Genomic DNA, 26,898 nt, shown 5'->3' on the forward strand with positions numbered 1-26,898 from the left:
CCGGTAGAGGGTTTTTTGATCGCAAAGAAAAGATCATGCCAGCACCTTCGCAATCGCATCGATCAAGCATTTGGGCGACGCCAGTTGCATTTCCCGGTCGGCAATCCTGACCGCAACCTGCACCGTGCAGGCGCGGGTCAGGCGTACGCCGGTGGCCGCATCGGTAATCAGGTAATTGATCTTCAGACGGTTCTCCCACTCCACCAAGCTGGCACGCACGTTGATCCGTTGGCCGAAGGTGGCACCGCGCACATAGCGCAGTTGCAGGTCGATCACCGGCCACGCGTAGCCTGCGTCGAGCATCTGCGTGTAGTTATGCCCGATGTGATCGAGCAAGGCGCAGCGGGCGACTTCGAGGTATTTGACGTAATGCCCGTGCCACACCACGTGCATCGTGTCGATGTCGAAAAACGGCACCAGGACTTCGGTGTCGACGTGCAAAACGCCTTTGCTACGCATGCAGCCTCCAGTGTTGTTGGGCAATACGGGCCAGGCACAAGCGCAGTTCGGCTTCCAGTGCGCGGTCTTCAATGACGGGGGCGAAATCCTTGGCCAGTTCAGCGTGCATGTCGGCCAGTGCGGTGGGTAATGGGCGGGCGTCTGCGTCGCGGCTGCGCAGCCACACACCCTGGTTGGCAGCCAGCAATGTCGCGGCGGCCACTTGCTCGGTCAGCTCCAGCACACGAATGGCGTCACGGGCGGCAATGGTGCCCATGCTCACTTTGTCCTGGTTGTGGCATTCGGTTGAGCGCGAGAAGACGCTGGCTGGCATCGTGTTTTTCAAGGCTTCGGCGGTCCAGGCGCTGGCGCCGATCTGCACCGCTTTAAAGCCGTGGTTGAGCATCGCCCGTTCGGCGCTGGCGCCCGAGAGGTTGCTCGGCAAGCCGTGGTTGTAACGCACGTCTACCAACAGCGCGAGTTGGCGATCAAGCAAGTCGGCCACGTTGGCCACCAAGGTTTTGAGGCTGTCCATGGCGAAGGCAATGTGCCCGCCATAGAAGTGCCCGCCGTGCAGCACGCGTTCTTCTTCGGCGTCGATGATCGGGTTGTCATTGGCGCTGTTGAGTTCGACTTCGATAAACCCGCGCAGCCAGCTCAGGCTGTCAGCCAGAACACCCAGCACATGGGGCGCGCAGCGCAGCGAGTAACGGTCTTGCAGGCGATGCAGAGGCGCCGTCGGGGCGTCGATGGCGAGGTCCTGGCGCAACCATGCCGCCACTTGCATCTGTCCCGGATGCGGCTTGGCAGCGAACAGGCGCTCATCGAAGTGTTCAGGGTTACCTTGCAACGCCACCACGTTGAGTGCCGTGATGCGGGTTGCCAACTTGAGCAGGTAATCGGCGCGGGCATACGCCAGGCACGCAAGGCCGGTCATTACGGCCGTACCGTTCATCAGCGCCAGTGCTTCCTTGGGCCGCAGTACCAGCGGCGTCCAGCCCAGTTCGCGGTGCACGTCAGCTGCCAGGCGGCGCTCGCCGTTGAACATGACCTCCCGCTCGCCCGACAAGGTGGCCGCCACATAAGACAGCGGTGTCAGGTCGCCACTGGCGCCCACCGAGCCCTCTTCGGGGATCAACGGCAAAATGTCGTGGGCGATAAACGCTTGCAGGCGCTCCAGCAGTTCAACGCGTACCCCGGACACCGCGTGGCACAGTGACTGCAACCGTGCGGCCAGCACGGCGCGAGTGGCCTGAGCGTCGAACACTTTACCCAGGCCGCAGCCATGGAAGGTGAAGAGGTGACGTGGCAGTGCTTCGACATGCTCGAGCGGCACCGCCACCACGCACGAGTCGCCATAGCCAGTGGTCACGCCGTAGATCACGCCTTCTTTGTCGAGCAATGAATCGAGAAAGCGCGCACCTTTGGCGATGCGTTCACGGTACTCGGCATCGTCTTGCAAACGGGTCAGCACCTGACGATTGGCCAGTGCCAGCACGTCTTCAATGCACAGTGGGGTTTGGCCGAAGGTTACTGGCTTATGCTGATGCGTCGTCATCGGTTTTCCAGAAAGGGTAAAAGTTAAACCACTGTTGCGGCGCCTCAAGGCAGTAATGGCCAAGCCGTTCGGCATAGCGCCCCGCCCACTCGGCGATCACCTGTTCGCGGTCGCTGCGCCGCCATTCGATGGCCTCGGCGAAGGGTTCGATAACCACTCGATAGCGGCCTTGGTGTTTCAGGCAAAACAATAAATTGACCGGGCACTTAAGCAACCCGGCCAGCAACCACGGGCCTTGCGGGAAGGGTGCCGATAGGCCGAGAAATTTGACCTGCGCGGTGCGTGCGCCATGCAGCGGCACGCGGTCACCGGCAATGGCCAGCCACTCGCCGTTTTCCAGGCGTTGGCTCAATTGCAGCATGACGCCAGGGTTAAGCTCGCTGACTTGAATCAGCCGCACATGCGTGGCTCCGGCTTCGCCCAGCAAACGGTTGAACTGCTCGGCATGGCGGGTGTGTACCAGCACGTTCAGGGTTATTTTTTCGCCCAGTTCGGCGAGGGCACGGCACACCTCTAGGTTGCCCAAATGTGCACCCACCAGCATTTGCCCACGCTTATTGCGCATTTGCTCACGCAGCCGGGCAGGGTCGATGATCTCGATGTCTTGCGTCTTGAGGCGGCCGTTCCATACGTCGAGCTTGTCGAGCAGCGAATCGGCAAACGCAATGAACTGGCCGAACACCCGCCACGGCGTGGGGCGCAAAGCGGGCTGCCCACTCCAGTCGGCCAAGTGTTGCTGGTAGTGCCAGATGCTGCGTCGGGCTTTACGGCCGAAGACAAAAAAGTACAGCACGATGCCGTATAAAACGGGAGCCAGCAGGCGGCGACCGAGCACTTTGACCCCAAAGGCCGTGAGCTTCATCAGCCAAAAATTGCCTCGCTCTTTATGCTCGGCCCAATGCTGTGGTGTATCGCTCATGCCTGCCAGCGCCTCCAGAGAATGCTCGGTAAACGCACCAACATGCCGAAGAATAGCTTGGTGTGCATGGCCGAAATCAGGGCGTTGTCATGGAACAGGCGAAAGTGCGACAGACCGTCTTGCGGGTAATGCACCTTGGTCGCCAGCCACTGCATTGGCTGGTTGCGCCACGCCAGGCGCACGAGTATTTCAGGGTCGAAGTCCATACGTTTGCCCACCTTGACCGAGTCGATCAACGCCACTGTCGGTGCTAGCGGGTACACCCTGAAGCCGCACATCGAATCGGGAATGCGCAATGACAGGCTGTTGATCCACACCCAGATATGGGTCAGGTAGCGTGCATACAGGCGGCCTTTGGGCACGCTGGAATCGTATTGCGGGTAACCGCAGATCAGTGCCTCTGGGCTGTGTTGTGATGCTTGGATAAAGGTCGTTACATCACTCAGGTCGTGCTGGCCGTCGGCATCGACTTGTAACGCATGGGTAAAGCCCAGGCGTGAGGCTTCACGCAAACCGGCCATGACGGCGCCGCCTTTGCCTTGGTTGACGGTCAGCCGCACCAAGTAGATGCGTTCGTGCTGGGCCAGTTCGTTGAGTACGGCGCTGCACGCGGGGCTGCTGGCGTCGTCGACCAATACACAGGGCAAAACTGCGGCCTGCAACGCCTCGACCACGGCGGGCACGGCAGTTTCATGGTTATACACCGGGATCACGGCGCAAGGGTTATGCATGACGGTCGGCCTTTGTGGCAGCGGGCTTGCTCGCGATACAGGCGCTGCGGATTTTCTGAAGCGGCGCGTTGATGCAATCGCGAGCAAGCCCGCTCCCACAGCATTCACAGATCAAATTATGCACAGGCGGCCTCCAGCACGACACGGCCACTGGAGCAGGCGGCATTGGCATTGCGGTAGGCAAAATGCAATTTGTTGCGTTCGCGATCAAAGCGCAGGGTCAACTCGATTTCATCGCCGGGGCGTATCAGTTGCTGGAACTTAAGCACTTCCATTCCGGCAAAGCGGGGCGGCAGGTCGAGCAGTTGCTGGGCTAAATTGATGGCCCACTCCACTTGCACCACCCCGGGCAGCACCGGGGTTTGGGGGAAGTGCCCGCTGAAGTACGTAAGGTCAGGCGGGACCGACAGGTTAAGTCTCCAGCCGTCATCATCGGAGTGTTGGTTGAGCACTTCAGGCATTGATGGTCGTACAGCCAGCAGCAACGCATCAACCTGCGCTTGCGGCAGTTTGCCCTGGCTGGTAAGCGGCATTTGCCGCAGCAACCGCCAGCGACGCGGTAACGCCAGGGCTTCGCAATAGGGGACAAGGTATTGGCGCAGGGCCTGGGTCAGGGCCCGACGGCCATGTTCCCGCATGGCAAACAACCCGCTGTCGGTGAGTACCAGCAAGGCACCCAGTGAGGCGCGGTTTTCATTGATCACGCCCAAGCGTGCTTCCGCGATCCATGGGTGTGTGCTCAAGGCCTGCTCCAGCAGGGGTAGCGAGATGCGCTTTTCTTCGATTTTAACGATGCGGTCCAGGCGTCCCAGCAGTTCGAAGCGCCCGTCGGCTTCAATGCGTGCTGCATCGGCCGTTTGTTCGACATGGCCTGCGATCAGGTACGGTGAGGCGATGCGCAGTGCGCCGTCTTCACTTTGACTCAGGTGAACTCCGGCAAATGGCTGCCATAAGGTGGTGCCTTGCCGCCATGCAATGCCGCCGGTTTCAGAGCTGCCGAAAATCTCGGTCGGCCATTGGCCCAGGCGCTGATTCAGCGCGTGAGCCGCCTCGGCAGGTAATGCGCCGCCCGAAGAGAACACCCGGCGCACCTGACTCAAGGCTTGCCAGTCGAGGTTTTCGGTCATGCGCTTGAGTAGGGCGGGGCTGGCTACCCAGGCAAATGTTGCGTGTTCGCGGCTGGCGCGCTGCATGTCTTCGGGGAAGGCCAGTTGCTCGCGAGTAAAGACCCGGCCCGCACACAGCGGCCACAGCACGCGGAATAGCAGCCCATAAATATGCTGCGCGGCAACGCTGGCGATGATGCACGCGTCGCCCAGTTCATGTCCCCACAGTTGTTCGAGGGTCTCTACCTCATTGGCCATTTGCCGCACGCTTTTGTCGATGCGCTTGGGCTCGCCGCTGGAGCCTGAAGTGCACAGGCTCAGTTGGCACGCGTCCAGGTCCAGCTCGTCAGGGACCAATGGGGCGCCATACAAGGCGTGCAGCTCGAGGCTACCGGTCAGCCATACATCGACGTAGGTGTCCCAGCGTTCACGGGTGTGGGCTTGCAGGTCTGCGGGCAATAACACACTGACCCCGGCGCGCCAGGCGCCTAGCAGCGCAATGGCCAGTTCACCTGCATCGTCCAGATGCACGGCCATGCGTTGTATACCGCGTTGCTGCAACCCGCCCGCCAGGCTCAGGGCCTGCGCGCAGAGGGCGTGATGAGTGAGCGTTGGCTCAACGCTGACGATGCGATGTGCATCACCCTCGAGCAATAGTTGCTCAAGCTTTATCCACTTCATGCCTGGTCTCTTACCTTTTGTCGTATCAGCCATTCAATGGCAAACAACAGCCCCATTAATCCGTAAGCGATCAGACCGTTGTATAGCGTCCACCAGCTCAGTGGCGCCCACAGTGTCAGGCTGGCCGCGACCAGACCGTTGAACATAAAAAACAGGCACCAGACCTTGGTTACCTGGCGGGTGTAATGAATTGCGCTATCGGGGAGTACCGGTTCACGCAATCGAGCTAGACGCTCTACCATCGGCGGGCCGAACCTCAGGCTCACGCCAAACAGACTGAGCATCAGTGTGCTGATCAGTACCGGGTACCAGCGCAATAGAGCCGGGCTGTTAAAAAGTGCCAGCAACGCACAAAACACCAGCGCGACCACGGCGATGCACAGGCTGCCAGGGCGTCGTTCGCCGGTCAGGACTCGCGCGAGCCACAGCCCGCCGAGCAGTAACGCGAACTGCCACGGAGCAAAGTGGGCCATACCGAAATGCACCGCGAAGGGGTACAGCAGGCCTGCCAGCAGCAGGCCCAGGCCGATCAATCGGCTCATGCGTGCGGTTGCACCATGTGGTAGACCGCATCAACCACATCATTGACGGTGCGCACCGACTTGAAGGCTTCGGCGGCAATCTTTTTGCCGGTCTTGCGCTTGATATGATCGATCAGGTCGACAGCGTCGATGCTGTCGATTTCCAAGTCCTGATACAAATTGGCCTCCAGCGTGACGCGTTCGGGTTCCAGTTCAAAGAGTTCGACCAGAGCGTCGCGCAGGATGTTGAAAATGTCTTCACGGGTTTGCATGGTTCGGTCTCAGGCAGCCTGTTTGGCTGTGACAAAAGCCGCAAGGCTGGTCACGTTGGAGAAGTGATCACGGGTGTCTTTTGCGTCGGCATCTATTTTGATGCCATAGGTTTTTTGGATCGCCAGGCCTAGCTCCAGGGCGTCGACCGAGTCCAGCCCCAAGCCTTCGCCAAACAGGGTTTGCTCATCCCCAATGTCGCTGATGCTGATGTCTTCAAGGCCCAGGGCATCGATGATCAGTTGTTTGATGTCACTGCGTAGATCGCTCATCTGTTGCGAGCTCCTTAATAAAGTAGTCATGCACGAAGTCGTTAAGCAGGCGCGATGCCTTGGGCGGCGGGCCTGCAGCTGCAAAGCTGCTTGGATCTATATCGGGCCCGACACAAAAACTGAAGTGAACGCGGCGTTTGGGTATGCGGTACCAAGGTTCGGCTTTGGTCAGCGTGGTGGGGCTGACTTTTATCACCACCGGGGTCAGGACTTTGGCACCGCGCAAAGCGATGGCGGATGCCCCCCGATGTAAGGTCGGCATCTGGCCGGGCGAGGTGCGAGTGCCCTCCGGGAAAATAATCAACGTCTGGCCTTGTTGCAGGGCCTCTGCAGCCCTGTCGAGCATGTCGATGCTACCGTCATTGCTGATGTATTGCGTGGCGCGCACCGGGCTGCGGGTGAACGGGTTTTGCCAAAGGCTTTGCTTGACCACGCAATTGGCGTTACGCACCAGTCCGATCAGAAACACCACATCAATCAGTGATGGATGGTTGGCAATGATCATTTGGCCGGGACGTCCGAGGCGCTCGGCACCTTGCACGTCATAGGTCAGTACGCCCATGCGGGCCATGAACCGGATAAACAACCAGAACAGTTGGCTGACGGTGTAACGCGCCCGCTCGCGCTGACGCAGGGCATCGCCCGACAAGCAACTGAGCAGCGGGAAGATGATTAGTCGCAGGCACAGGCACCCTAATCCAAAGAGAACGAAGCTCATGGCCGTGGCCATTAGGCGCCAGTAGTAAGCATTACCAAGCTTCACGACTTACGTTGCCACTGCCAGAGCCGGTTTTCCCAGGCGTGCTGAAACGACGTCTGGCCACTGAACAGGTGCTGTAACAATTGCAGTGCATGAGGCCACCGGGTTTGGGCGACGCCAGCAGGTCGTGTGGACAACGACAGGTGCCACTGCTCACCGCGAGTCAGCAGCAGGCCCGCGGCATAGGCAAAGGGCACGTCGTCAATCCAGGGCCGGTAAGCCTCGGGCGGTTCTTCTTCAGAGATCACCAGCAGCACGGCTGGCGCGCCATCATTGAGTAACGCACAAGCTTCGATCAGGCCATGCTCCAGGCCATCCCCGGCGGCAGCAAGGGCAGTCATTTCACTGGTTTCGCCGCGCATGATAGACCACAACCCAATGACGGCGTTGTGCACCGAGAGGCTGAATTGGGTGGGTGACAAGGGCTGCTGGGCTGCGAGTTCGCTCAGCATGTCGAAGGTGCGCGGAGTTTCGCCATGACGGGAAACAAACACCAGTGGCAGGGCTTCATGACTTTCTGCCAGTGGCCAGCCGACACTGAATGCCATACGCGCCAAGCGACTGAGACGGCGGCGTTGCATCGCCGGTAAAAACGATACGTCTGGGTTGGCATCGCTGGCGGCGATTGCGTGGGGGTGCTGGCTCCAGGCCTGCCAATCGGCCACGCTGTCGAGGCCCGGTGCCCAGGCTCGCCAAGCGGCAATATTGAAGTTAATCACTGGAGGTTCATCCCGCCCTTGCAGGCTTCCTTGATGCGAAATTAGGCAGCGGTCAATGCGGCACTATTAATTACGAGGCAGCATTATCCCGGTGCTATTGGCTCGTAGCAATTATCGCTTACATTTTTGTAGCAGTTTTTTTGGTTTATCGGACGAAATCGCTATCTTTTAGTAATCGTTAAACTATGGGTGCCTGTATCACATTGATAAAGAGATTCGTTCCGGCGTTTATAAGGATAAATCTGCCTTGCTCGTAGCTCTTTTCGCCGCAAGGTAGCGAAGTTATCTACAGGGCATCTACACTCGAGCACTTATTGATACACGGAGGTTTTGAAATGCGTCGCGTGGTGTTCAACCAAAAAGGTGGTGTGGGCAAGTCCAGCATCGCTTGTAACCTGGCGGCTGTCAGTGCCAGCGAGGGGTATCGCACTCTGTTGGTCGATCTGGATGCCCAGGCCAATTCCACTCAATACCTCACCGGGCTGACAGGTGATGACATTCCGATGGGCATCGCAGAGTTCTTCAAGCAAAGCTTGTCTGCGGGCGTGGGGTCGAAGAAGAATCGGGTCGATATTTACGAAACACCGTTCGAAAACCTGCACATCATTACCGCCACGCCCGAACTGGCAGACTTGCAGCCCAAGCTTGAGGCCAAGCACAAGATCAACAAGCTCAAGAAGCTGCTGGATGACTTGGCCGAAGATTACGACCGCATCTACATCGACACGCCACCCGCCTTGAATTTCTATGCGGTATCCGCGTTGATCGCCTCTGATCGTGTACTGATCCCCTTCGACTGCGACAGCTTTTCGCGTCAGGCGTTGTATGGTCTGTTGACCGAGATCGAAGAGTTGAAAGACGACCACAACGAAGACCTGCTGGTTGAAGGCATTGTGGTCAACCAGTTTCAGGCCCGTGCCAGCTTGCCGCAGCAAATGCTCGATGAGTTGATTGCCGAAGGCTTGCCCGTGCTGCCGGTGTACCTCACCAGCTCAGTCAAAATGCGCGAGTCGCACCAGGCCAGCCAGCCGCTGGTGTATTTCGAACCACGACACAAGCTGACCCAGCAATTTATTGAGCTGCACGATTACCTGGATCAAAACGCTTAAGCGCTCACGCCGTGGCTTTGCAGCCAGGCCTTGAGCTGTTGCAACGGGAAGGCGCCGCTTTGGCGGGCGACTTCCTGGCCGTTTTTGTACAGGATCAGGCTTGGAATCGAGCGAATGCCCAATTGCCCGGACAGTTGCTGGTTGGCATCGCTGTCCAGCTTGGCCAGTCGGCACACTCCCACCAATTGGCTGGCGGCTTGCTCGAATACCGGCGCAAAGGCCTTGCATGGCCCGCACCAATCAGCCCAAACATCCACCAGCAGCGGCAGATCGCCTTTGATCTGGCTGGCGTAATCGGTTTGCTTTAAATCGAAGGGCTTGGCGGTCAGCACTTCGTTCTTACAGCGCCCACACTTGGGGTGCTCGCCCACGCGCGCAGCGGGGATACGGTTAAGGCCGTTGCAGTGAGGGCAGGGTATAAGCAGCGGATCAGTCATTTAAAAAACTCCGGAAATTGCTGTGGCGCGCCCCTGTTCGCAATGAGCGCGTTGCGTAAAAGGTGCAGTTCAGCAGATGTTGCCCCCGCCCGCCACTGGCTGACAGTCACTGCGCTCTTTGATGCAAGAGCCCACCGCAAAGCAAAGTGACCTGCCGGATACGCAGTCGTGGGTATTCGAAATACTCAGAGGAAACTTTCAGTTCAACGTGCGACAGATTTTCAAGTTGGCGGCCGGACCGATGTGTCTTTGATGAATCTTCGAGGGATTTAGAATTTTCCTACAAATAATTGCTTTTTGCCTTACATATTACGCTTGCAGATAGTTTTACTCTCCAGCGCCTAATAATCAGATGGTTGTTATTGTCCGAATTTGGCAGAAATCCATGCTTAGAGTGGATCTAATATGCTCTTGGGTCAATATGGGTATTCGTCTCTAACGGTAGTGTTGTATATAAATTTAAGTGCAGGGGGTGGCATTTAAATATCTATATTTATCGACGTATAGGCGTGGGTGCCAAGGGGCAGTAATTATCGCGTTTGCGAGTCCGTAGCATCGTATGGTTTGGGAAGGTTTTTTGAAAGCTGCGCATCAAAATTGGGAAGGGGATTGATTAGTGCTGAACAAAAATATCACTTACCGGCCGGAAATAGACGGGCTACGAGCACTTGCTGTCATCCTTGTTCTCCTGTATCACTTTGAGCTTGGTGTGCCCGGTGGGTTTGTCGGTGTTGATGTTTTCTTTGTGATTTCGGGGTATCTGATCACTGAAGTTATCAAAAACTCCGTGTCCGCTGGACGATTTTCCTTCGTTGATTTTTATTCAAGAAGACTGCTCAGGTTGCACCCCGCGCTCATAGCGACCATTAGCCTCTGCCTGATTGCCGGGTATGTGCTGATGGATCCTGCTTCGTTTAGTGAACTTGCCAATTCTGCCACGTATTCTCTGTTCTCTGCGTCAAATTTCTATTTCTTGTTTAATCAGGGCTATTTTGATGCTTCGGCTAAAACGCAGCCATTGCTTCATACGTGGTCGTTAGCTGCTGAATGGCAGTTTTATATTGTTTGGCCGCTCGTCGTCTGGGGCACGCTGAAAATATCGGAACGTTTTCTTGTGTGGCTGTTGATCGCAATGGCGATAGGCTCGTTGGGTCTTTCTCAATATATGCTTTCTTACAACTCGCCCGCTGCTTATTTTATGATGCCTTCGAGAATTTTTGAACTTTCTATTGGCGCAAGCCTAGTGTTCATATCAAGATATAGAGTGGGGGATGTTGTAAATTCACTTATCACCTTGCTGGGTCTTGCATTAATATTTATTTCGGCATTTGTGTTGGATGCGGCCTCTCCTTTTCCAGGAATTCTCGCGCTGATCCCATGTTTTGGAGCTGCTGCATGCATTTATTCTGGGCATTCGACATCAGGCTCAGTGTTGCGCATTTGGCCAATGGTTAAGCTTGGTCTGGTTTCTTACTCTGTGTATTTGGTTCATTGGCCTACCGCAGTATTCTATAAATACTATATTTTTAGATCGCTCAATGTAGAAGAAAAATTAATCCTGCTCGCTTTATCTATTGTGCTCGGCTACGTTTTGTACGTCACGGTTGAGCGAATATTTATGAGGTCAAAGAAAGCTATAAAGCCGTTAGGTGTTTCATTCGTTGCCGTGTCTGTTGCTATTGTCACGTTTATTTGCATACTTATTGTGCAGGCCAGAGGTGTAGGTTCCAGAGTGCCCGCTGATTACCTTTCTTTTGCGGCCGATCCAGTTAACTTTCATACCAATAATTATGGTGGATACGGGTTTGATTTAGACAGCCAGTTAGGAAGTGAGAACGGTGAAAAAATTGCCGTTTTCGGAGGCGATAGCTTCGCTCACCAATATGCAGTAGGAATGGACGCTGAACTTAAAAAACAAGGGTTAATGCTTGATGCTACTTTTTTACATGGGTGCATATTTTCCGGAGAGTACTCAAACCAAGTAAACAAGTCTCCGAGGCCTGCATGTCGAGAGGCTTACAAAAAAGCAATGCTTAAGCTAGACGGTAACCTGCTACCGTTTATTCAGGCACAAAGTTGGGATGGTTACCTAGGCACAATTACAGACTCTACAGGAGCACTTGTGCCTGTTGACAATGCCTCTGAGTATCAAGCATTAATAGTTAAAATACTCACTGCGACAAGAAAAGACATAGGCGATCGAGACTTTATCATCATCGGTAATCAGCCATATCCCGCTAAACTCATTAGCCCGGCAACATGCCTATTGAGGCCCAACTACATCGCGCAGCACTGTGAAAGCCTTCTTGAATACGTTGAGAGTGCTTCTGCGACCTTGTCGATAAATTCAGTTCTAAAGAATTTTGCGGCTTCTAATCCCCGTACGTATTATGTAGATGCTACTGAAGCTTTTTGTAAAGAAAGTAAGTGTGGGATGGTGAGCTCTGGGAAAATTCTATATTCAGACTCATTTCATCTTTCAATAGATGGCTCTATTGCAGCTTCGCTAGGAATAGTAAATTTCATAGTGTCTACAAAAAATAAATAATTGAGCTCAATCAGTCCTGAGCAATCATTTGCATGTCTCGCGATTTTTTAAGATCAAAAGATCGCGAGACAAGCTCGCTCCTACACGGTTTTAGTTTTTCAAGACGAGCAACTGATCTCTAGATGCTTGCCCCACTCAGGTGGCCGCTCGGCGTAGTGTTGCATGCCCGATTGTTCGGTGAACGGTTGGGTCAGGACGTTGTGCAAGCGCCGAACTTCGCTGTAATCCCCGGCTTCGGCTGCGTCGATAGCTTTTTGTGCCAGGTAGTTGCGCAGGATGTACAGCGGGTTGACCGCGTGCATGCGTTCGCGGCGTTGCTGCTGGTCTGGCTCGCCGTCGCGGGCAATGCGGGCGAGGTACTGCGCGGCCCATTCGTCAAAGCCCTTGAGGTCGATAAAATCTTCGCGCAGGCGAGCCACGGCCTGTTCGGCCGGTTCGTCGCCCAGGCGGCGGAAGAACAGGGTGTAGTCGATGGCACTGCCTTGCATGCGTTGCAGCAGGTCTTCGATCAGTTTCTGATCACCGTCCTCGGCGGTGGTCAGGCCCAGGCGGCGGCGCATCAGGTCGAGGTAGTGGGCCTGGTACAGCGGCAAAAACAAGCCCAATGTTTCTCGCAGGGCCTCAACGCTGATAAACGGCGTCAGTGCCTGGGCCAGCGCGCTGAGGTTCCACTGGCCGATAGGCACCTGGTTGCTGAAGGAGTAGCGCCCTTGGTGGTCGGAATGGTTGCAGATGAACTGGGCGTCGAAGTCGTCGAGGAAGGCGAACGGGCCGAAGTCGAAGGTGATGCCCAGGATCGACATGTTGTCGGTGTTCATCACCCCGTGACAAAACCCGTAGGCCTGCCATTTGGCGATCAGTTCTGCGTTGCGCTCAACGATTTCGCGGAACATCGCCAGGTGGGGCTCCGGCTGCTCCAGGCACTCAGGGTAATGCAGGGCCAGGACGTGGTCGGCCAGTTGCTTTTGCTGTTCCGGACGCTGGGTGTAGTAGAAGTACTCAAAGTGCCCGAAGCGGATATGGCTGTGCGCCAAGCGCAGTACCATGGCGCCGCGTTCCTGTTTTTCACGCCACACCGGGGTGTCGGAGCCGATCACGCACAAGGCGCGGCTGGTGGGGATGCCCAGTGCGTGTAATGCCTCGCTGGCGAGAAACTCGCGGATCGACGAGCGCAACACTGCACGTCCATCGCCCATGCGCGAGTAGGGCGTCATGCCGGCGCCTTTGAGGTGCAGGTCCCAGTGCTCGCCCGCCTGGTTGTAGACCTCACCCAGCAACAGCCCGCGGCCATCGCCCAATTGCGGGTTGTACGAGCCGAACTGATGCCCGGAATAGATCATCGCTCGCGGCTCGGCATCAGCCCATAAGGTATGGCCGCCAAACAGTTGGGCAAATACCGGATCGTCGGCCACGGCGGGGTCGAGGTCGAGCAAGGCCATGGCCGCATCGCTGGCGACCACCAGCCGTGGTGCGTCGAGCGGATCGGGCAGCACGTGGGTTGAGAACGCGTCACCCAGGCGGGCGAAACGGTTGTCAAAGGTCAGTTCGTCGAGGGCTTTCAATGGCCGTCTCCCGCTAAGTGTGAGGGTAAACACCCCGTGTAGGAGCGAGCTTGCCTCGCGATCTTTTTAGGATCAAAAAATCGCTCCTACAGACGTTTAGGCGTCCTGCTAGTCGGGTTTACCCGGTTGGGGCTTTTGCTCCGGCGCTGGCAGGTCCATGGGCACCAGTTTGTATTCCTGGTTGCTGGTGTTCTTGAGGTACACCTCCATCTGCTGGAACGAGATGTTGATGTGGTGTTTCTTGAACTCGCGGTTGATAAAGCGGTTCACTTCGTCGACTACTGGGTTGCGGTCGCCCAGGTCACGCACGTGCATGCGCAGTTCGTGGTCCAGCGTGCTTTGGCCGAAGCTCAAGAAGTACACATGCGGCTCGGGCTCTTTGAGCACGCGCGGGTTGTCTTGCGCGGCCTTGAGCAGCAACTGCTTGACCAAATCCAGGTCCGACCCGTAATCGACACCCAGCTTGAGGGTCACGCGGGTGATGGTATCGGTCAACGACCAGTTGATCAGTTGCCCGGTGATGAAGGTTTTGTTCGGGACAATGATGTCCTTGCGGTCGAAGTCGGTGATGGTGGTGGCCCGGATGCGGATCTTGCTTACGGTGCCCGACAGGTTGCCGATGGTGATTGTGTCGCCAATCCGTACCGGGCGCTCGAAGAGGATCATGATGCCGGAGATAAAGTTGGCGAAAATTTCTTGCATGCCGAAGCCCAGGCCAACGGAGAGTGCCGCCACCAGCCATTGCAACTTGTCCCAGCTCACCCCCAAGGTCGACAACGTGGCGACAAAGCCGACACCGATGATCACGTAAGTCAGCAGCGTCGTGGTGGCGTAGGCGCTGCCTTGGGCCAGATCGAGCCGTGACAGCACCAAGACTTCCAGCAGGCCGGGCAAGTTGCGCGCCAGCGCGATGCTGATGCCGATGATAACCAGCGCACCGATCACGTCGCCAATACTGATCGGCACCATGCTCATGTTTGCGCCGGTACCGCTGGTGTACTCGTACAGGGTGATGTTGTCGAGGTAAGAAAACACTGAAATCAGGTCGGCCCATACCCAATACAGCACCCCGATAAAGGCTGCGAGCAATGCCAGGCGAATCAGGCGCAGCGATTGCTGATTGACCTGTTCGATGTCCAGCGTCGGTTCTTCAACAATGGCATCGTTGCCTTCACCCGCTTCCTTGGCGGCCTGGCGCTTGGCCAGCGCCCGCTGATAGGCCAGACGACGAGCGGCGACGGCGAGCCCACGTACAAAGGTGGCCTCAACCACCAGCCATAGCATCAGCAGGTAGAGGGTGTTGATGAGCCGGTCGCTGAGTTTGAGTGCGGTGTAGTAGTAGCCAAAACACACCGCCAAAAACAGCGTGAGAGGCAGCAGGGCGAAGGCGAAACCCAGCAGTTTGCGCACGCGGTAGGCTTTTTTCTCGGTCTGGTCGTTGAGGATCAGGCGGCACAACAGCCACGCCATGGCGGCGTAGCACGTCAACACCACGAGGATACCCAGTACGTCGTCTGCCAGCGCCGCCGGTTGTTGTTCGGCAAAGGCGACCACCGCGACCAATGCCAGCACCACCAGCCCGAGCTTGCGGATCCAGTTCTGCAGGAAGGAAACCAGCGGTTTCTCCCAACGGAAATGCAATTCGGCTACGCCGCCCGGTGCCAAAATCCGATAAGCCGTGTAGAACACCAGCCAGGCTTCGGCCATTTGCATCAATGCCGCGCCAGTGTTGGCATTCATGCCGCGGGCGTCGGTTTGCAAGGCATAGCCGCACAGCGCCAGGGCCAATGAAATCGGCATCGCCAGCAAAATGTTGATCAGAATCGCCAACGGCGTGTGCCACTGGCTGTCACGCTTGAAGTGGCCAATGTCCTTATGGATATCGTTGAGTTTGTTGTACAGGTAACGGCGCTTCCACAGCAGGCCCACCACCACCAAGACAAACGGCAAAAACAACAATGGCCGCTGGATCAGGCCTTCTGCTAGCTCGGTAACACTTGAGCCCCACGGCAGCATGACGATCTGTTGCTTGAGGTGGCGCGGGGCCGACTCCAGCCAATCCAGGTCCAGCGGCTTGTTGCTGGGGATCCAGAACATCTGCTCTTCCAGCGTTGCCCGCAGGCCTTGTGCGGTGCTGAGCAACTGTTTCTGGTTCAGTTGCAGGTTGATCGACTCACTGAGCAGGGAACTGAGCTCGCGATTCAAGCGGTCCAGCAGGTCGCTGCGGGTGTTGACCAGTTCGAGCAGGGTCTTGCGCAGTTGTGGGGTCACCTGGTCGGCAGGCTGGGTCGATAGCAGGTTGTCGACATAAACAATCGGGCTGCTGATCAGCTCGCGCTGTTGATTGATTTCAAATTGGTACAGGCGAATATCAGCGATTTCGTCTGCCAGGTTCTTGTCCATCTTTTGCAGGCGCGGCAGCGCTTGCTTTTGCTGATAGAGGATCTTGGACAGCAGCAAACTGCCCCGTAGGACGTTGATTTGCTCATCCAGCGCCTGGTCGCTTTGGGTAACGTTGTCCAGTTGCTGCTTGGTTTCAAGGTTTTGCTGGGTGACCACATTGAGCCGGTCAGTGCTGCGCAACAGATAGTCGGAGAGCCTGAGGTTGGTGGCACTTTCGGTGGCCAGCAGGCTGCTGCTGCCAGACTTTTGAGCCTCGATCGATTGTTCGGTCACGGTCTGTTGCGACTGCGCCAGACGCTTCTTGTTGATCAGGGTCTGCAGGTCCTGGATTTCCTGGTCCTGGCGTGTGGTTTTTTCCAGCAATAGATCGTGCTGGCTACCGCTCAAGTCTTGCAGTTGGCTGTTGCCGGCCAGTTCCTGACGGCGCAGCGCGATCAACGCGGTGAGTGCCGCCGACTCGGCGCTGAGCTGGTTGCGCTGGTCCTGCGTGAGCACTTTGCCGTTATCGCGGCCAACTTTGAGGATGCTGCCAATCTGCTGGATGCGTGTCTGGCTGTTACTGATCTCGGCTTGCGCCCGCTCAGGACGGGTCTGGGCGGCGATGCTCTGGGTGTTGGCACTGGCCAGCGCCTTTTGCAGCTCGCCTTGTTCGGTGGTGCGGTCAGCGAGCATTTGCTCCAGTTGCTGCACCGACAGGTTGGCGTAACGCTGTTCGATGGGCACCACTTTGCTGGCCTTGAGGCGCGCCAGTTCACGTTGGTTATCGGCCGTTTGGCGTGGCGCACTGTTGAGCTGATCCTTGACTTCGCTCAGGCGCTGTTCGTAATCGGTTTTGTTGGCCAGCAGCGATAGGGTTTGTTCCAGCACCGTCTGCAAGGCTTTCTGGTCAGCGTCGGGCAGTTTGCGGTCGGCTATTTTGTCCAGGCTGAGCTGCACGGCCTCGGCGGTGGGCGGATCACCCGCTTGTACCGGGCCAACGGAAAGGCTCAGACCGAGCAGGACTGTTGCGAAAAACGTGCGCAGAGTTGGCATAGAATCCGGTCAAGCAAGCGTAGGAAATTGGGAGTTTAGAGGAACAACCCCGGTCCTGGGGCACTTCCTTCGGGGAATCTGACGCCCACTTTGCCTATCTTGTTCCCGTCCATGACCGCGACGGTCCAGATGGTGTTGTTCCACTCGACCTGGTCGCCGACCACCGGTGCGCCGCCGACTTTTTGCGCGATAAAGCTGCTGAGCGGAATGTCGGGGTTGATGCCGTCGAGCTTCAGGCCGTAGAGCGCCGACACCGCGCCCAGTTGAGCATCGCCTTCGAGGACGAAGTCGCCGAAGAAACGCAGGTCCAGGCCACGAGTTGGCGGCTGGCTGAACAGTTTGCCGAGGGCTGGCAAATTGTGTTCATGGCCGATGACGCACAACAAATCGCCAATTTCGAGCGTGGTACTGCCCGACGGATGGAGCAGTTTTTGATCGCGGAACAACGCCGCGATTCGTGTGCCTTCTGGCATTTTCAGTTCACGCAGGGCCGCGCCGATGCACCAGTTTTGTGCGTCCAGCCGATAAACGAACAGTTCCCACTCGCTGGTCACGTGCACTTCCAATGCTGCACGGGAGATCGGTGCGAGGTCTGGCGGTACGGTGACCTTGAGCAGCTTGGCGACCCACGGCAGGCTCGTGCCTTGTACTAGAAGGGATACCAGCACGATAAAGAAGGCGAGGTTGAAATACAGCTGCGCATTAGGCAGCCCGGCCATCAGCGGGAACACCGCGAGAATAATCGGCACCGCGCCGCGCAACCCGACCCACGAGATAAAAGCTTTTTCGCGGCCATGGAACGCCTTGAAAGGCAGCAGGCCGACGATCACTGACAGCGGGCGCGCGAACAGAATCATCCACAGGGCCAGCAGCAGCGCGGGCACCGCGATAGGCAGCAGGTCGTGGGGCGTAACCAGCAGGCCCAGCACCAGAAACATGCCAATCTGTGCCAGCCAGGCCATGCCGTCGAGCATGTGCAAAATGCCGTGGCGGCTGCGGATCGGGCTGTTACCCAGCACCAGCCCGCACAGGTAAACGGCTAAAAAGCCGCTGCCGTGCAGGGCGTTGGTCAGGGCAAACACCACCAGCCCGCCAGCGATGACCAGAATCGGGTACAGGCCATTGGCCAAGTGGATGCGGTTGACCATTTGCAGCATCAGCCAGCCCCCGGCCAGGCCGACGATCCCGCCGATACCGAATTCGCGCAGCAGGTCGAGCAGCAGGCTGGCGTGCAGGGTGGTTTCACCGCTGGCGAGCATATCGATCAGGGTGACGGTGAGAAACACCGCCATGGGATCGTTACTGCCGGACTCGATCTCAAGGCTGGCCGAGACCCGTTCGTTCAAGCCCTTGCCGCCGAGTAGCGAGAACACCGCCGCGGCATCGGTGGAACCGACAATGGCGCCGATCAACAGGCCCTGGATCAGGTTGAGGTTGAACAGCCAGGCCGCCACCATCCCGGTAAGGCCGGTGGTGATCATCACCCCCACCGTGGCCAGTGAGAGGGCGGGCCACAGGGCTACCCGGAAACTGGACACCCGCGTGCGCAAGCCGCCGTCTAGCAGAATCACCGCCAGCGCGAGGTTGCCCACCAGGTACGCGGTCGGGTAGTTGTCGAAAATGATGCCGCCGCCATCCACCCCGGCGGCCATGCCGACGGCCAGGATAATCACCAGGATCGGAATGCCCAGGCGTGAAGACAGGGAACTGACCAGAATACTTGCGCCTACCAGCAACGCGCCGATCAAGAACAGGCTGTTGATGGTCGTCGCATTCAAAGGCAGTACTCCAGAAAAGACTAAAAGACAGGGCGTAGCCATGCAGGCTACGTGCCAGCGATTCTAACCCGCGTTGTCAGCGCGCTGTCAAAAAGCTTTTGAGCCGGGTGTCAGTCTTTGACTACTACTAAATTGGTTTTTCCTTACACGAAATATGGAGCAGGCCTGCATTTTTATGTTGGGCAAATTGTGTCTACTTCGGGCTCCGATTAAACATGGACGAGTCATGAAGCCGACAACTGCGACGGATGGCAGACCCCGCGTGCTGTACATCGTGTCTATCCACAAGTTTGTGCTGTTGTATCTGATGACGGGTGGCGGGTATTTGTTTTACTGGTCTTACCTTAACTGGATGTCTTACAAAAAGGCCTCTGGCGTGGCAATCACACCGGTGGCGCGCGGGCTGTTCTGGCCCTTTTGCATTCTTTCCCTGTTTGAAAAGGTTCAGCATGAACTGGACCGACAAGGCCTGAGTTGTCGATGGCATCCCGAGATCAGGGGGTTATTGATCATGCTGATGGTCATGACCTCGGTACTGACATTCACCTTTTTCAGTCGGCCTCTGGATACCCCCTATGTCTTGCTGGCCAATGGCGTGTTGATCTTAAGCAGCGTCTGTCTGTTCATCGGCGCCCAGCGCGCGATCAACCTGTTGAGCGGCGACCCAACTGGCCGTGGCAATTGCAGCTTTAGTCTGGCCAACCTGGCGTGGATGGGCGCTGTATCGTTTGGCCTGGTGTTGGTGACCTACCGCGCCTTTGTGCTCGACGTTTAAAAAGAGGTCTGAACGGCGAGCATAAAAAAACCGGGCCCCTGCAAGGGGGCCCGGTTTTTCTGGTTCAGCCAGGTAGCAATCAGCCGATGGTCATCAAGCTCGCGTTACCGCCGGCAGCCGCAGTGTTCACACTCAGTGCACGCTCGATCACCAAGCGTTCCAGAGCGATATTGGTTTCGCCTTGGGACAGGCCTTGCACGCCCACAATGGCACCCGCACGTTTAGCCACTTGCTGGCATACCTCGCGCAGTTGGTCGCTGTGACCGTGGTGCAAGACCGCGTCGAAGATCACTTCGTCTTTGCTCCAGTCCGCTACCCGCTTGATGCGTGCCTGAACCTCTTTTGGTAGGCGGGTAAACAAGGCTTTGCTCACCTCGTTTTCTGGCAGAACCGCCGAGCTGCCGACGGCCAGTACGGCTGCCAGTTGGGTCAGCAGATCGCCTTCAGTGTCGGCCAGGCACAGCACATGTTCGCGCGGCAGGATGGCGTAGCTGTTGCGCTCGCCGGTCGGGCCGTTGAGCAGGCGGGTGATGCCACTTTGCGAATGGGCGGCGAATTCGTCGCACTGTTCGGCCAGCGCTGTTTGCTGGTTGCTTTGCGCCCAGGTGTGCAGTGCTTTGAGCGGCTTGAGCAAGGCTTCGCGGGCCTGGATGTCCGGCACGCTGACGGTGTCGACTTTGGCGAACGATTGCTCAATGGCATCGCTTGGACGAGTCGACAGCAGGCGGAACAGATACAACGGACCTCCGGCTTTCGGGCCGGTGCCCGACAGGCCTTCGCCGCCGAACGGCTGCACGCCGACCACAGCGCCGACGATGTTGCGGTTGACGTAGACGTTACCGGCGTTGACGTTGTTGACCACTTTGGCAATGGTTTCGTCGATGCGGGTATGCACGCCCAACGTCAGGCCGTAACCCGACGCGTTGATCTGGGCGATCAACTGGTCGATGTCTTTGCGCTTGTAGCGCACCACGTGCAGAACCGGGCCAAAGATTTCGCGCTCCAGCTCATCGAAGCTTTCCAGCTCAATCAGGGTCGGCATCACGAAGGTGCCGCGCTTGGACTCTTCGATATCGGCGATAGCCATTTGGAACACGCTGCGGCCTTTGTCGCGCATGCCTTGGATGTGTTTCTCGATCCCGGCCTTGGCTTCGGCATCGATCACAGGGCCAATGTCTACGCTCAGACGCTCGGGGTTACCCATGCGCGATTCGGCCATGGCACCTTTGAGCATTTCGATCACGCGGTCTGCCGAGTCTTCCTGCAAGCACAGCACGCGCAGTGCGGAGCAACGCTGACCGGCGCTGTCGAACGCCGAGGACACCACGTCGATGACCACTTGTTCGGTCAGGGCCGAGGAGTCAACGATCATGGCATTCTGGCCGCCGGTTTCAGCGATCAGCGGGATCGGGCGACCTTGTGCATCCAGGCGCCCGGCAATGTTGCGTTGCAGCAGGCGAGCGACTTCGGTGGAGCCGGTGAACATAACGCCTTTGACCCGATCGTCACCGACCAGGCGCGCGCCCACGGTTTCGCCACGGCCTGGCAGCAATTGCAGCACGCCTTCAGGAATACCGGCTTCCAGCAGAATGCGCACGGCCTGGGCTGCCACCAACGGAGTTTGTTCGGCTGGTTTGGCCAGTACCGGGTTGCCGGCGGCCAATGCTGCGGCGACTTGGCCGCTGAAAATCGCCAGGGGGAAGTTCCACGGGCTGATGCACACCACCGGGCCCAATGGGCGGTGGGCGTCATTGGTCAGGTCATTGCGCGCCTGCACGGCGTAGTAACGCAGGAAGTCCACCGCTTCACGCACTTCAGCAATGGCGTTGGCGTAGGTCTTGCCAGCTTCGCGGGCCAGCAGGCCCATCAGTGGCTGGATCTCGGCTTCCATCTGGTCGGCGGCGCGCTCCAGGATGGCAGCGCGTTCGGCTGGCGGGGTGGCCTGCCAGATCGGCGCGACATTCAGCGCGCACTGGATCGCGTTGTCTGCGTCTTCAACCGTGGCTTCTTGTACATAGCCGACCACATCACGCAGGTCTGCCGGGTTGAGCACGGCGGCCGGGGCTTGGGTGCTGGAGGTGCAACCGAGTATCGGCGCGGCTTTCCAGTCATTGTGAGCGGTGGCCAGCAAGGCGCAGGACAGCGACGCCAGGCGGTGTTCGTTGGCCATGTCGATGCCGCTGGAGTTGGCGCGTTCGCTGCCATACAAGTCACGCGGCAAGGGGATGCGCGGGTGCGGCAAGCCAAAGCTGCCCTCAGCCGTGGCCATTTGCTCGATCTGGCTGACCGGGTCGGCCACCAATTGGTGAATCGAGATCGAATGGTCAGCAATGCGGTTAACGAACGAGGTGTTCGCGCCGTTTTCCAGCAGGCGACGCACCAGGTAAGCCAACAGGGTTTCATGGGTGCCGACCGGAGCGTACACGCGGCACGGACGGTTCAGCTTGCCTTCGGAAATCTTGCCTACGACCTGCTCGTACAGGGGCTCGCCCATGCCGTGCAGGCATTGGAACTCGTACTGACCGGGGTAATAGTTCTGGCCAGCGATATGGTAAATGGCCGACAAGGTGTGGGCGTTGTGCGTGGCGAACTGCGGGTAGATCGCTTCGGGGACGGCCAACAGCTTTTTCGCGCAAGCAACGTAGGACACGTCGGTGTAAACCTTGCGTGTGTACACCGGGTAGCCTTCCAGGCCTTCGACCTGGGCGCGCTTGATTTCGCTGTCCCAGTAGGCGCCTTTCACCAGGCGGATCATCAGGCGATGACGGCTGCGGCGTGCCAGGTCGATGACATAGTCGATGACGTACGGGCAGCGCTTCTGGTACGCCTGAATGACGAAGCCGATGCCGTTCCAGCCGCTCAGTTGCGGCTCGAAACACAGGCGCTCGAGCAGGTCGAGGGACAGTTCCAGGCGGTCAGCTTCTTCGGCGTCGATGTTGAGGCCGATGTCATATTTCTTGGCCAGCAAGGTCAGCGACAGCAGGCGCGGGTACAGCTCGTCCATCACGCGCTCGTACTGGGCGCGGCTGTAGCGTGGGTGCAGGGCCGACAACTTGATCGAAATGCCCGGGCCTTCATAAATGCCACGACCGTTGGACGCTTTACCGATCGAGTGGATGGCTTGTTCGTAGGAGGCGAGGTACTTCTGTGCGTCATGCTCGGTCAGTGCGGCTTCGCCGAGCATGTCGTAGGAATAGCGGAAGCCCTTGGCTTCAAAGCGGGTGGCGTTGGCCAGTGCTTCGGCGATGGTTTCGCCAGTCACAAACTGCTCGCCCATCAGGCGCATGGCCATGTCGACACCCTTGCGGATCATCGGCTCGCCGCTCTTGCCGATGATGCGGCTCAGGGAGGAGGTCAGGCCCGCTTCGTTGTGTGTCGATACCAGTTTGCCGGTCAGCAGTAGGCCCCAGGTGGCGGCGTTGACGAACAGCGATGGGCTGTTGCCCAGGTGTGGGTGCCAGTTGCCGGTGCTGATTTTGTCGCGGATCAGGGCGTCGCGGGTGCCTTTATCGGGGATACGCAGCAACGCTTCGGCCAGGCACATGAGCGCTACGCCCTCCTGGGACGACAGCGAGAACTCTTGCAGCAGGCCTTGGACGATGCCAGCGCGACCGCTGGCGCTCTTTTGATTGCGTAGTTTTTCGGCAATCGAGGCAGCCAGGGTCTGGGTGGCTTCGGCCATCGGTGCAGACAAGCGTGCCTGTTCCAGCAGCATCGGCACCACTTCGGGTTCCGGGCGGCGGTAAGCCGATGTGATCGCTGCGCGCAGGACCGATTGCGGCAAGATGCTTTCGGCAAACTCCAGGAAGCACTGGTGAGTGTGATCGGTATTGGCGTCGTCGGCGTCATCGCTGGTGTTACCCGGAACACCGTTGAGCTCGGCCAGGGTTGCACCACCCTCGAGTTTTTCCAGGTAATTGAAAATTGCCTGTTTGATCAGCCAGTGTGGAGTGCGATCTATCGAGGCCGCGGCAGCCTTCAGGCGCTCGCGGGTTGGGTCATCGAGTTTGACCCCAAGGGTGGTGGTAGCCATTTTTATATCCTCATGGGTGCCGCATTTGCGCGGCAGCAGCTGGCGGCAAGATTAGCGCTGCGCTGATTGGGGTGCAACTAGGTGCAACCCGGTTTCGTCAGAATTTTTTCTCTCACGTGTAGTAGCGAGTTTGCCTCGCGATTGTGTGCTCTTTTAAAAGATCGCGAGGCAAGCTCGCTCCTACAAAGAATGTGGGTTTTCAGTGGATACAGCGCACTTTTGCGTCGAAAAAGAAGCGAAAGGCGCGATAAGGTGCAACTGGCAAGGCAGAAACTGGTTGCACCTGATTTACGTTGTTGCATAGCATTCGCGACTTACGTGTGACCCTTTGAACCTACGAGGTTCTTCGGCTGACGGTTTTCCTGGAGAAGCGTCAGTCATAAATGCGCAGCCTGCTTAATCGTCTCAGACAAAACGTTTGTGAACGTGCGGCCAGGCGGCCGTCAACGATAAAAACAATGCCAGGGCTTAATGCAATGAGTGTAAGTAACCCAATTCTGATCACGTTTGTGATCTATATCGCGGCAATGGTGCTGATTGGTTTTATGGCCTATCGCTCCACCAATAACCTGTCGGATTACATCCTCGGTGGTCGTAGTCTGGGCAGCGTGGTAACCGCGTTGTCTGCTGGCGCTTCTGATATGAGCGGCTGGTTGCTGATGGGTTTGCCGGGCGCTATCTATCTGTCGGGTCTGTCCGAAAGCTGGATTGCCATCGGCCTGGTGGTCGGTGCTTATTTGAACTGGCTGTTTGTGGCCGGTCGCCTGCGGGTGCAAACCGAGCACAACGGCGATGCGCTGACCTTGCCCGATTACTTCTCCAGCCGTTTTGAAGACAAGAGCGGGCTGCTGCGGATCATTTCGGCAGTGGTAATTCTGGTGTTCTTCACCATTTACTGCGCCTCAGGCGTTGTAGCCGGTGCCCGTCTGTTTGAAAGTACTTTTGGCATGTCTTACGAAACTGCCCTGTGGGCCGGTGCTGCGGCGACTATTGCCTACACCTTCGTGGGCGGCTTCCTGGCGGTGAGCTGGACAGACACCGTGCAGGCCACCCTGATGATTTTCGCGCTGATCCTGACGCCGATTATCGTGCTGTTGGCAACCGGTGGCATCGACACCACGTTCATGGCCATCGAGGCCAAGAACCCGGCTAACTTTGACCTGCTCAAAGGCACGTCCTTCATCGGCATCATCTCGCTGATGGGCTGGGGCCTGGGCTATTTTGGCCAGCCGCACATTCTGGCGCGCTTCATGGCGGCAGACTCGGTGAAGTCGATTGCCAACGCGCGTCGTATTTCCATGACCTGGATGATCCTGTGTCTGGTCGGCACGGTGGGCGTAGGTTTCTTCGGTATCGCTTACTTCTCGGCGCACCCGGACGTGGCGGGCCCGGTCAATGAAAACCCAGAGCGGGTATTCATTGAGCTGGCCAAGCTGCTGTTCAACCCATGGATTGCCGGTGTTCTGCTGTCGGCTATTCTGGCGGCGGTCATGAGTACCTTGAGCTGCCAGTTGCTGGTGTGCTCCAGCGCCCTGACGGAAGACTTCTACAAATCCTTCCTGCGTAAAAATGCTTCCCAGACCGAACTGGTGTGGGTCGGCCGTGCCATGGTGCTGCTGGTGGCCGTGGTTGCCATCTTGCTGGCTGCTAACCCGGACAACCGAGTGCTGGGTCTGGTGAGCTACGCGTGGGCTGGTTTCGGTGCGGCGTTTGGTCCGGTAGTGCTGATCTCGGTGCTGTGGAAAGGCATGACTCGCAACGGTGCGCTGGCAGGGATTCTGGTGGGTGCCATCACGGTGATCGTCTGGAAGCACTTCAACCTGTTGGGGCTGTACGAGATCATTCCGGGCTTCATCTTCGCCAGCATCGCAATCATGGTGGTCAGTGCTCTGGGTCAAGGCCCAAGCAAGAAGATGGTCGAGCGTTTCGAAGCGGCTGAAAAAGACTTCAAGCTCCACCACTGAGTGCGTTGAGTTGCGGCCTACTTGATGGGCCACAGATAACGGCCCGTCTCCCATGGACACGGGCCGTTTTTAGTGGGGCTCGCTAAAGACAGTGCGCTGCGCACGGCTATTACGCCATTCCAACGCCATGGACGTTCGCCTTTCACGTCGATGACGATGAGTCGCCGGAGCCTGTTGAGGCCCATCAGATCCGCGTTCAGGTGCTGGATAAAGACGTGCTGATTGCCGATGCCAGCGAGCAATTCGCGATTGACTGGGTGGCGAGTGAGGTGAGCGTGCATAACCTGGTATTGGTGTCGCGAGCGATTTGAGCAAGGCACCGTCTGGCGTGGAGCATGGCTTAACCCCTGACGTTATTCGCTGCACAGGGTAAACTTCGCCCCCTGCGCAGGAGCAACCATGAACTATCGTCACGCCTTCCACGCCGGTAATCACGCCGACGTTCTTAAACATATCGTCTTGACCCGCCTCATCGCGTTGATGACGCGTAAAGAGCAGCCTTTTGCTTACCTTGATACCCACGCCGGGCTGGGTCTGTATGACCTTCAGGGCGATCAGGCCACGCGCACGGGCGAGTACCTGGAAGGCGTCGCACGCTTGTGGGGACAAAAAGACCTGCCGGCGATGACCGCGGACTACATGAAAGTGCTGCACAAGATGAACCCGGACGGGGAATTGCGTTACTACCCGGGTTCGCCTGAGCTGGCGCGTCGTCTGGCCCGTTCGCAAGACCGCGTCTTGCTGAACGAAAAACACCCAGAAGACGGCGTGATGCTCAAGGCCAACATGAAGGGCGACCGTCGCGTGGCGGTGCACCTGGGTGAAGGCTGGCACGTACCGCGTGCGCTGCTGCCCGTGGCCGAAAAGCGGGCTGTGATGCTGATCGACCCGCCGTTTGAAAAACTCGACGAAATGCAGCGTTGCGTGGAGTCGTTGAAAGACGCCATCAGCCGTATGCGTCAGACCGTGGTTGCGATCTGGTACCCGATCAAGGACAAGCGCCAACTGCGCCGCTTCTATCAGGACCTGGCCGCCTCCGGCGCCCCGAAATTGCTGCAGGTCGAGCTGTTTGTGCACCCGCTGGACACCCCCAACAGCCTGAACGGCTCGGGCCTGGCGATCGCCAACCCGCCATGGGGTCTGGAAGAAGAACTGCGCGAACTGCTGCCGTGGCTGGCCAAGACACTGGGCCAAACCCAGGGTGGCTGGCAGATGGAATGGATAATCGCTGAATAAAGATCACCACGTCCTGAAGGAGCGAGCTTTGCTCGCGCTCTTTTAA

General features: G+C 57.8%; 20 protein-coding genes. 5 read left to right on the forward strand and 15 right to left on the reverse strand.

Annotated features, from left to right (window positions below; all coding sequences use genetic code 11):
- Positions 1–33: 33 nt before the first annotated feature.
- From NTD86_RS01780 to NTD86_RS01825, 10 genes are all read right to left on the reverse strand, one after another.
- Positions 34–459 (reverse strand): acyl-CoA thioesterase, encoded by a 426-nt coding sequence (locus NTD86_RS01780; RefSeq protein WP_262200425.1) that lies wholly within the window; start codon positions 457–459, stop codon positions 34–36.
- On the reverse strand, positions 452–1,996 hold the full coding sequence (gene hutH / locus NTD86_RS01785) for a histidine ammonia-lyase (RefSeq protein WP_262200426.1): 1,545 nt from the start codon (positions 1,994–1,996) through the stop codon (positions 452–454). The genes NTD86_RS01780 and hutH overlap by 8 nt, the downstream gene beginning before the upstream one ends.
- Positions 1,977–2,915, reverse strand: coding sequence for a glycosyl transferase (locus NTD86_RS01790; protein WP_262200427.1), 939 nt, complete (start codon positions 2,913–2,915; stop codon positions 1,977–1,979). The genes hutH and NTD86_RS01790 overlap by 20 nt, the downstream gene beginning before the upstream one ends.
- The gene (locus tag NTD86_RS01795) at positions 2,912–3,646 is read right to left on the reverse strand and encodes a glycosyltransferase family 2 protein (protein WP_262200428.1); all 735 of its coding nucleotides are present in this window, start codon (positions 3,644–3,646) and stop codon (positions 2,912–2,914) included. Before NTD86_RS01795 ends, NTD86_RS01790 begins: the two co-directional genes overlap by 4 nt.
- A gap of 116 nt (positions 3,647–3,762) precedes the next feature.
- Positions 3,763–5,433: an AMP-binding protein gene (locus tag NTD86_RS01800; RefSeq protein WP_262200430.1), complete on the reverse strand. Its 1,671-nt coding sequence runs from the start codon at positions 5,431–5,433 to the stop codon at positions 3,763–3,765.
- The gene (locus NTD86_RS01805; protein WP_262200432.1) at positions 5,430–5,975 is read right to left on the reverse strand and encodes a hypothetical protein; all 546 of its coding nucleotides are present in this window, start codon (positions 5,973–5,975) and stop codon (positions 5,430–5,432) included. The genes NTD86_RS01800 and NTD86_RS01805 overlap by 4 nt, the downstream gene beginning before the upstream one ends.
- Positions 5,972–6,226 carry an acyl carrier protein gene (locus NTD86_RS01810; RefSeq protein ID WP_262200434.1) on the reverse strand — a complete coding sequence of 85 codons (255 nt, stop codon included), beginning with the start codon at positions 6,224–6,226 and terminating at the stop codon, positions 5,972–5,974. The genes NTD86_RS01805 and NTD86_RS01810 overlap by 4 nt, the downstream gene beginning before the upstream one ends.
- Positions 6,227–6,235: 9 nt before the next feature.
- Complete coding sequence (locus NTD86_RS01815) at positions 6,236–6,496, reverse strand: phosphopantetheine-binding protein (protein WP_262200435.1); 261 nt, start codon at positions 6,494–6,496, stop codon at positions 6,236–6,238.
- Complete coding sequence (locus tag NTD86_RS01820) at positions 6,477–7,214, reverse strand: lysophospholipid acyltransferase family protein (protein WP_262200436.1); 738 nt, start codon at positions 7,212–7,214, stop codon at positions 6,477–6,479. The genes NTD86_RS01815 and NTD86_RS01820 overlap by 20 nt, the downstream gene beginning before the upstream one ends.
- 41 nt (positions 7,215–7,255) lie before the next feature.
- On the reverse strand, positions 7,256–7,975 hold the full coding sequence (locus NTD86_RS01825) for a beta-ketoacyl synthase chain length factor (RefSeq protein WP_262200437.1): 720 nt from the start codon (positions 7,973–7,975) through the stop codon (positions 7,256–7,258).
- Positions 7,976–8,310: 335 nt separating this feature from the next.
- Here NTD86_RS01825 and NTD86_RS01830 point away from each other — a divergent pair, with 335 nt between their 5' ends.
- Positions 8,311–9,084: a ParA family protein gene (locus tag NTD86_RS01830; protein WP_262200438.1), complete on the forward strand. Its 774-nt coding sequence runs from the start codon at positions 8,311–8,313 to the stop codon at positions 9,082–9,084.
- Here the strand turns inward: NTD86_RS01830 and trxC are convergent.
- On the reverse strand, positions 9,081–9,521 hold the full coding sequence (gene trxC, locus NTD86_RS01835; RefSeq protein ID WP_262200439.1) for a thioredoxin TrxC: 441 nt from the start codon (positions 9,519–9,521) through the stop codon (positions 9,081–9,083). The genes NTD86_RS01830 and trxC overlap by 4 nt on opposite strands.
- 616 nt (positions 9,522–10,137) lie before the next feature.
- On the opposite strand from trxC, the gene NTD86_RS01840 reads away from it, so the two are divergent.
- The gene (locus NTD86_RS01840; RefSeq protein WP_262200440.1) at positions 10,138–12,069 is read left to right on the forward strand and encodes an acyltransferase family protein; all 1,932 of its coding nucleotides are present in this window, start codon (positions 10,138–10,140) and stop codon (positions 12,067–12,069) included.
- A 98-nt stretch (positions 12,070–12,167) separates the two neighbouring features.
- Here NTD86_RS01840 and selO read toward each other — a convergent pair whose 3' ends face one another.
- From selO to NTD86_RS01855, 3 genes are all read right to left on the reverse strand, one after another.
- Positions 12,168–13,631 carry a protein adenylyltransferase SelO gene (gene selO, locus NTD86_RS01845; protein WP_262200441.1) on the reverse strand — a complete coding sequence of 488 codons (1,464 nt, stop codon included), beginning with the start codon at positions 13,629–13,631 and terminating at the stop codon, positions 12,168–12,170.
- Between the two features lie 108 nt (positions 13,632–13,739).
- A complete protein-coding gene (gene mscK / locus NTD86_RS01850) occupies positions 13,740–17,066 on the reverse strand; it encodes a mechanosensitive channel MscK (RefSeq protein ID WP_262200442.1) in 3,327 nt (1,108 codons plus the stop codon).
- Positions 17,067–17,101: 35 nt separating this feature from the next.
- Positions 17,102–18,844, reverse strand: coding sequence for a potassium/proton antiporter (locus NTD86_RS01855; protein ID WP_262200443.1), 1,743 nt, complete (start codon positions 18,842–18,844; stop codon positions 17,102–17,104).
- A 226-nt stretch (positions 18,845–19,070) separates the two neighbouring features.
- Here NTD86_RS01855 and NTD86_RS01860 point away from each other — a divergent pair, with 226 nt between their 5' ends.
- Positions 19,071–19,619: a hypothetical protein gene (locus NTD86_RS01860; RefSeq protein ID WP_262200444.1), complete on the forward strand. Its 549-nt coding sequence runs from the start codon at positions 19,071–19,073 to the stop codon at positions 19,617–19,619.
- Positions 19,620–19,698: 79 nt separating this feature from the next.
- Here the strand turns inward: NTD86_RS01860 and putA are convergent, their stop codons facing one another.
- Complete coding sequence (gene putA / locus NTD86_RS01865) at positions 19,699–23,652, reverse strand: trifunctional transcriptional regulator/proline dehydrogenase/L-glutamate gamma-semialdehyde dehydrogenase (RefSeq protein ID WP_262200445.1); 3,954 nt, start codon at positions 23,650–23,652, stop codon at positions 19,699–19,701.
- Positions 23,653–24,128: 476 nt separating this feature from the next.
- Between putA and putP the strand changes: the two genes are divergently transcribed.
- Entirely contained in the window at positions 24,129–25,616 is a 1,488-nt protein-coding gene (gene putP / locus NTD86_RS01870; protein ID WP_262200447.1) for a sodium/proline symporter PutP, read from the forward strand.
- A gap of 399 nt (positions 25,617–26,015) precedes the next feature.
- Positions 26,016–26,852 (forward strand): 23S rRNA (adenine(2030)-N(6))-methyltransferase RlmJ, encoded by an 837-nt coding sequence (locus tag NTD86_RS01875; RefSeq protein ID WP_262200448.1) that lies wholly within the window; start codon positions 26,016–26,018, stop codon positions 26,850–26,852.
- Positions 26,853–26,898 lie beyond the last annotated feature (46 nt).

The sequence above is a fragment of the Pseudomonas sp. 7P_10.2_Bac1 genome (assembly GCF_025465935.1).
Lineage (GTDB): Bacteria > Pseudomonadota > Gammaproteobacteria > Pseudomonadales > Pseudomonadaceae > Aquipseudomonas.

Excerpts from the sequence above, each read along its gene's own strand:
- mscK (WP_262200442.1), bottom strand. The coding sequence starts at position 17,066 with ATGCCAACTCTGCGCACGTTTTTCGCAACAGTCCTGCTCGGTCTGAGC.
- NTD86_RS01800 (WP_262200430.1), bottom strand. The coding sequence starts at position 5,433 with ATGAAGTGGATAAAGCTTGAGCAACTATTGCTCGAGGGTGATGCACAT.
- NTD86_RS01830 (WP_262200438.1), top strand. The coding sequence starts at position 8,311 with ATGCGTCGCGTGGTGTTCAACCAAAAAGGTGGTGTGGGCAAGTCCAGC.
- NTD86_RS01810 (WP_262200434.1), bottom strand. The coding sequence starts at position 6,226 with ATGCAAACCCGTGAAGACATTTTCAACATCCTGCGCGACGCTCTGGTC.
- NTD86_RS01780 (WP_262200425.1), bottom strand. The coding sequence starts at position 459 with ATGCGTAGCAAAGGCGTTTTGCACGTCGACACCGAAGTCCTGGTGCCG.
- NTD86_RS01805 (WP_262200432.1), bottom strand. The coding sequence starts at position 5,975 with ATGAGCCGATTGATCGGCCTGGGCCTGCTGCTGGCAGGCCTGCTGTAC.
- putP (WP_262200447.1), top strand. The coding sequence starts at position 24,129 with ATGAGTGTAAGTAACCCAATTCTGATCACGTTTGTGATCTATATCGCG.
- NTD86_RS01820 (WP_262200436.1), bottom strand. The coding sequence starts at position 7,214 with ATGAGCTTCGTTCTCTTTGGATTAGGGTGCCTGTGCCTGCGACTAATC.
- hutH (WP_262200426.1), bottom strand. The coding sequence starts at position 1,996 with ATGACGACGCATCAGCATAAGCCAGTAACCTTCGGCCAAACCCCACTG.
- NTD86_RS01875 (WP_262200448.1), top strand. The coding sequence starts at position 26,016 with ATGAACTATCGTCACGCCTTCCACGCCGGTAATCACGCCGACGTTCTT.
- putA (WP_262200445.1), bottom strand. The coding sequence starts at position 23,652 with ATGGCTACCACCACCCTTGGGGTCAAACTCGATGACCCAACCCGCGAG.
- trxC (WP_262200439.1), bottom strand. The coding sequence starts at position 9,521 with ATGACTGATCCGCTGCTTATACCCTGCCCTCACTGCAACGGCCTTAAC.
- NTD86_RS01790 (WP_262200427.1), bottom strand. The coding sequence starts at position 2,915 with ATGAGCGATACACCACAGCATTGGGCCGAGCATAAAGAGCGAGGCAAT.
- NTD86_RS01815 (WP_262200435.1), bottom strand. The coding sequence starts at position 6,496 with ATGAGCGATCTACGCAGTGACATCAAACAACTGATCATCGATGCCCTG.
- NTD86_RS01860 (WP_262200444.1), top strand. The coding sequence starts at position 19,071 with ATGAAGCCGACAACTGCGACGGATGGCAGACCCCGCGTGCTGTACATC.
- NTD86_RS01795 (WP_262200428.1), bottom strand. The coding sequence starts at position 3,646 with ATGCATAACCCTTGCGCCGTGATCCCGGTGTATAACCATGAAACTGCC.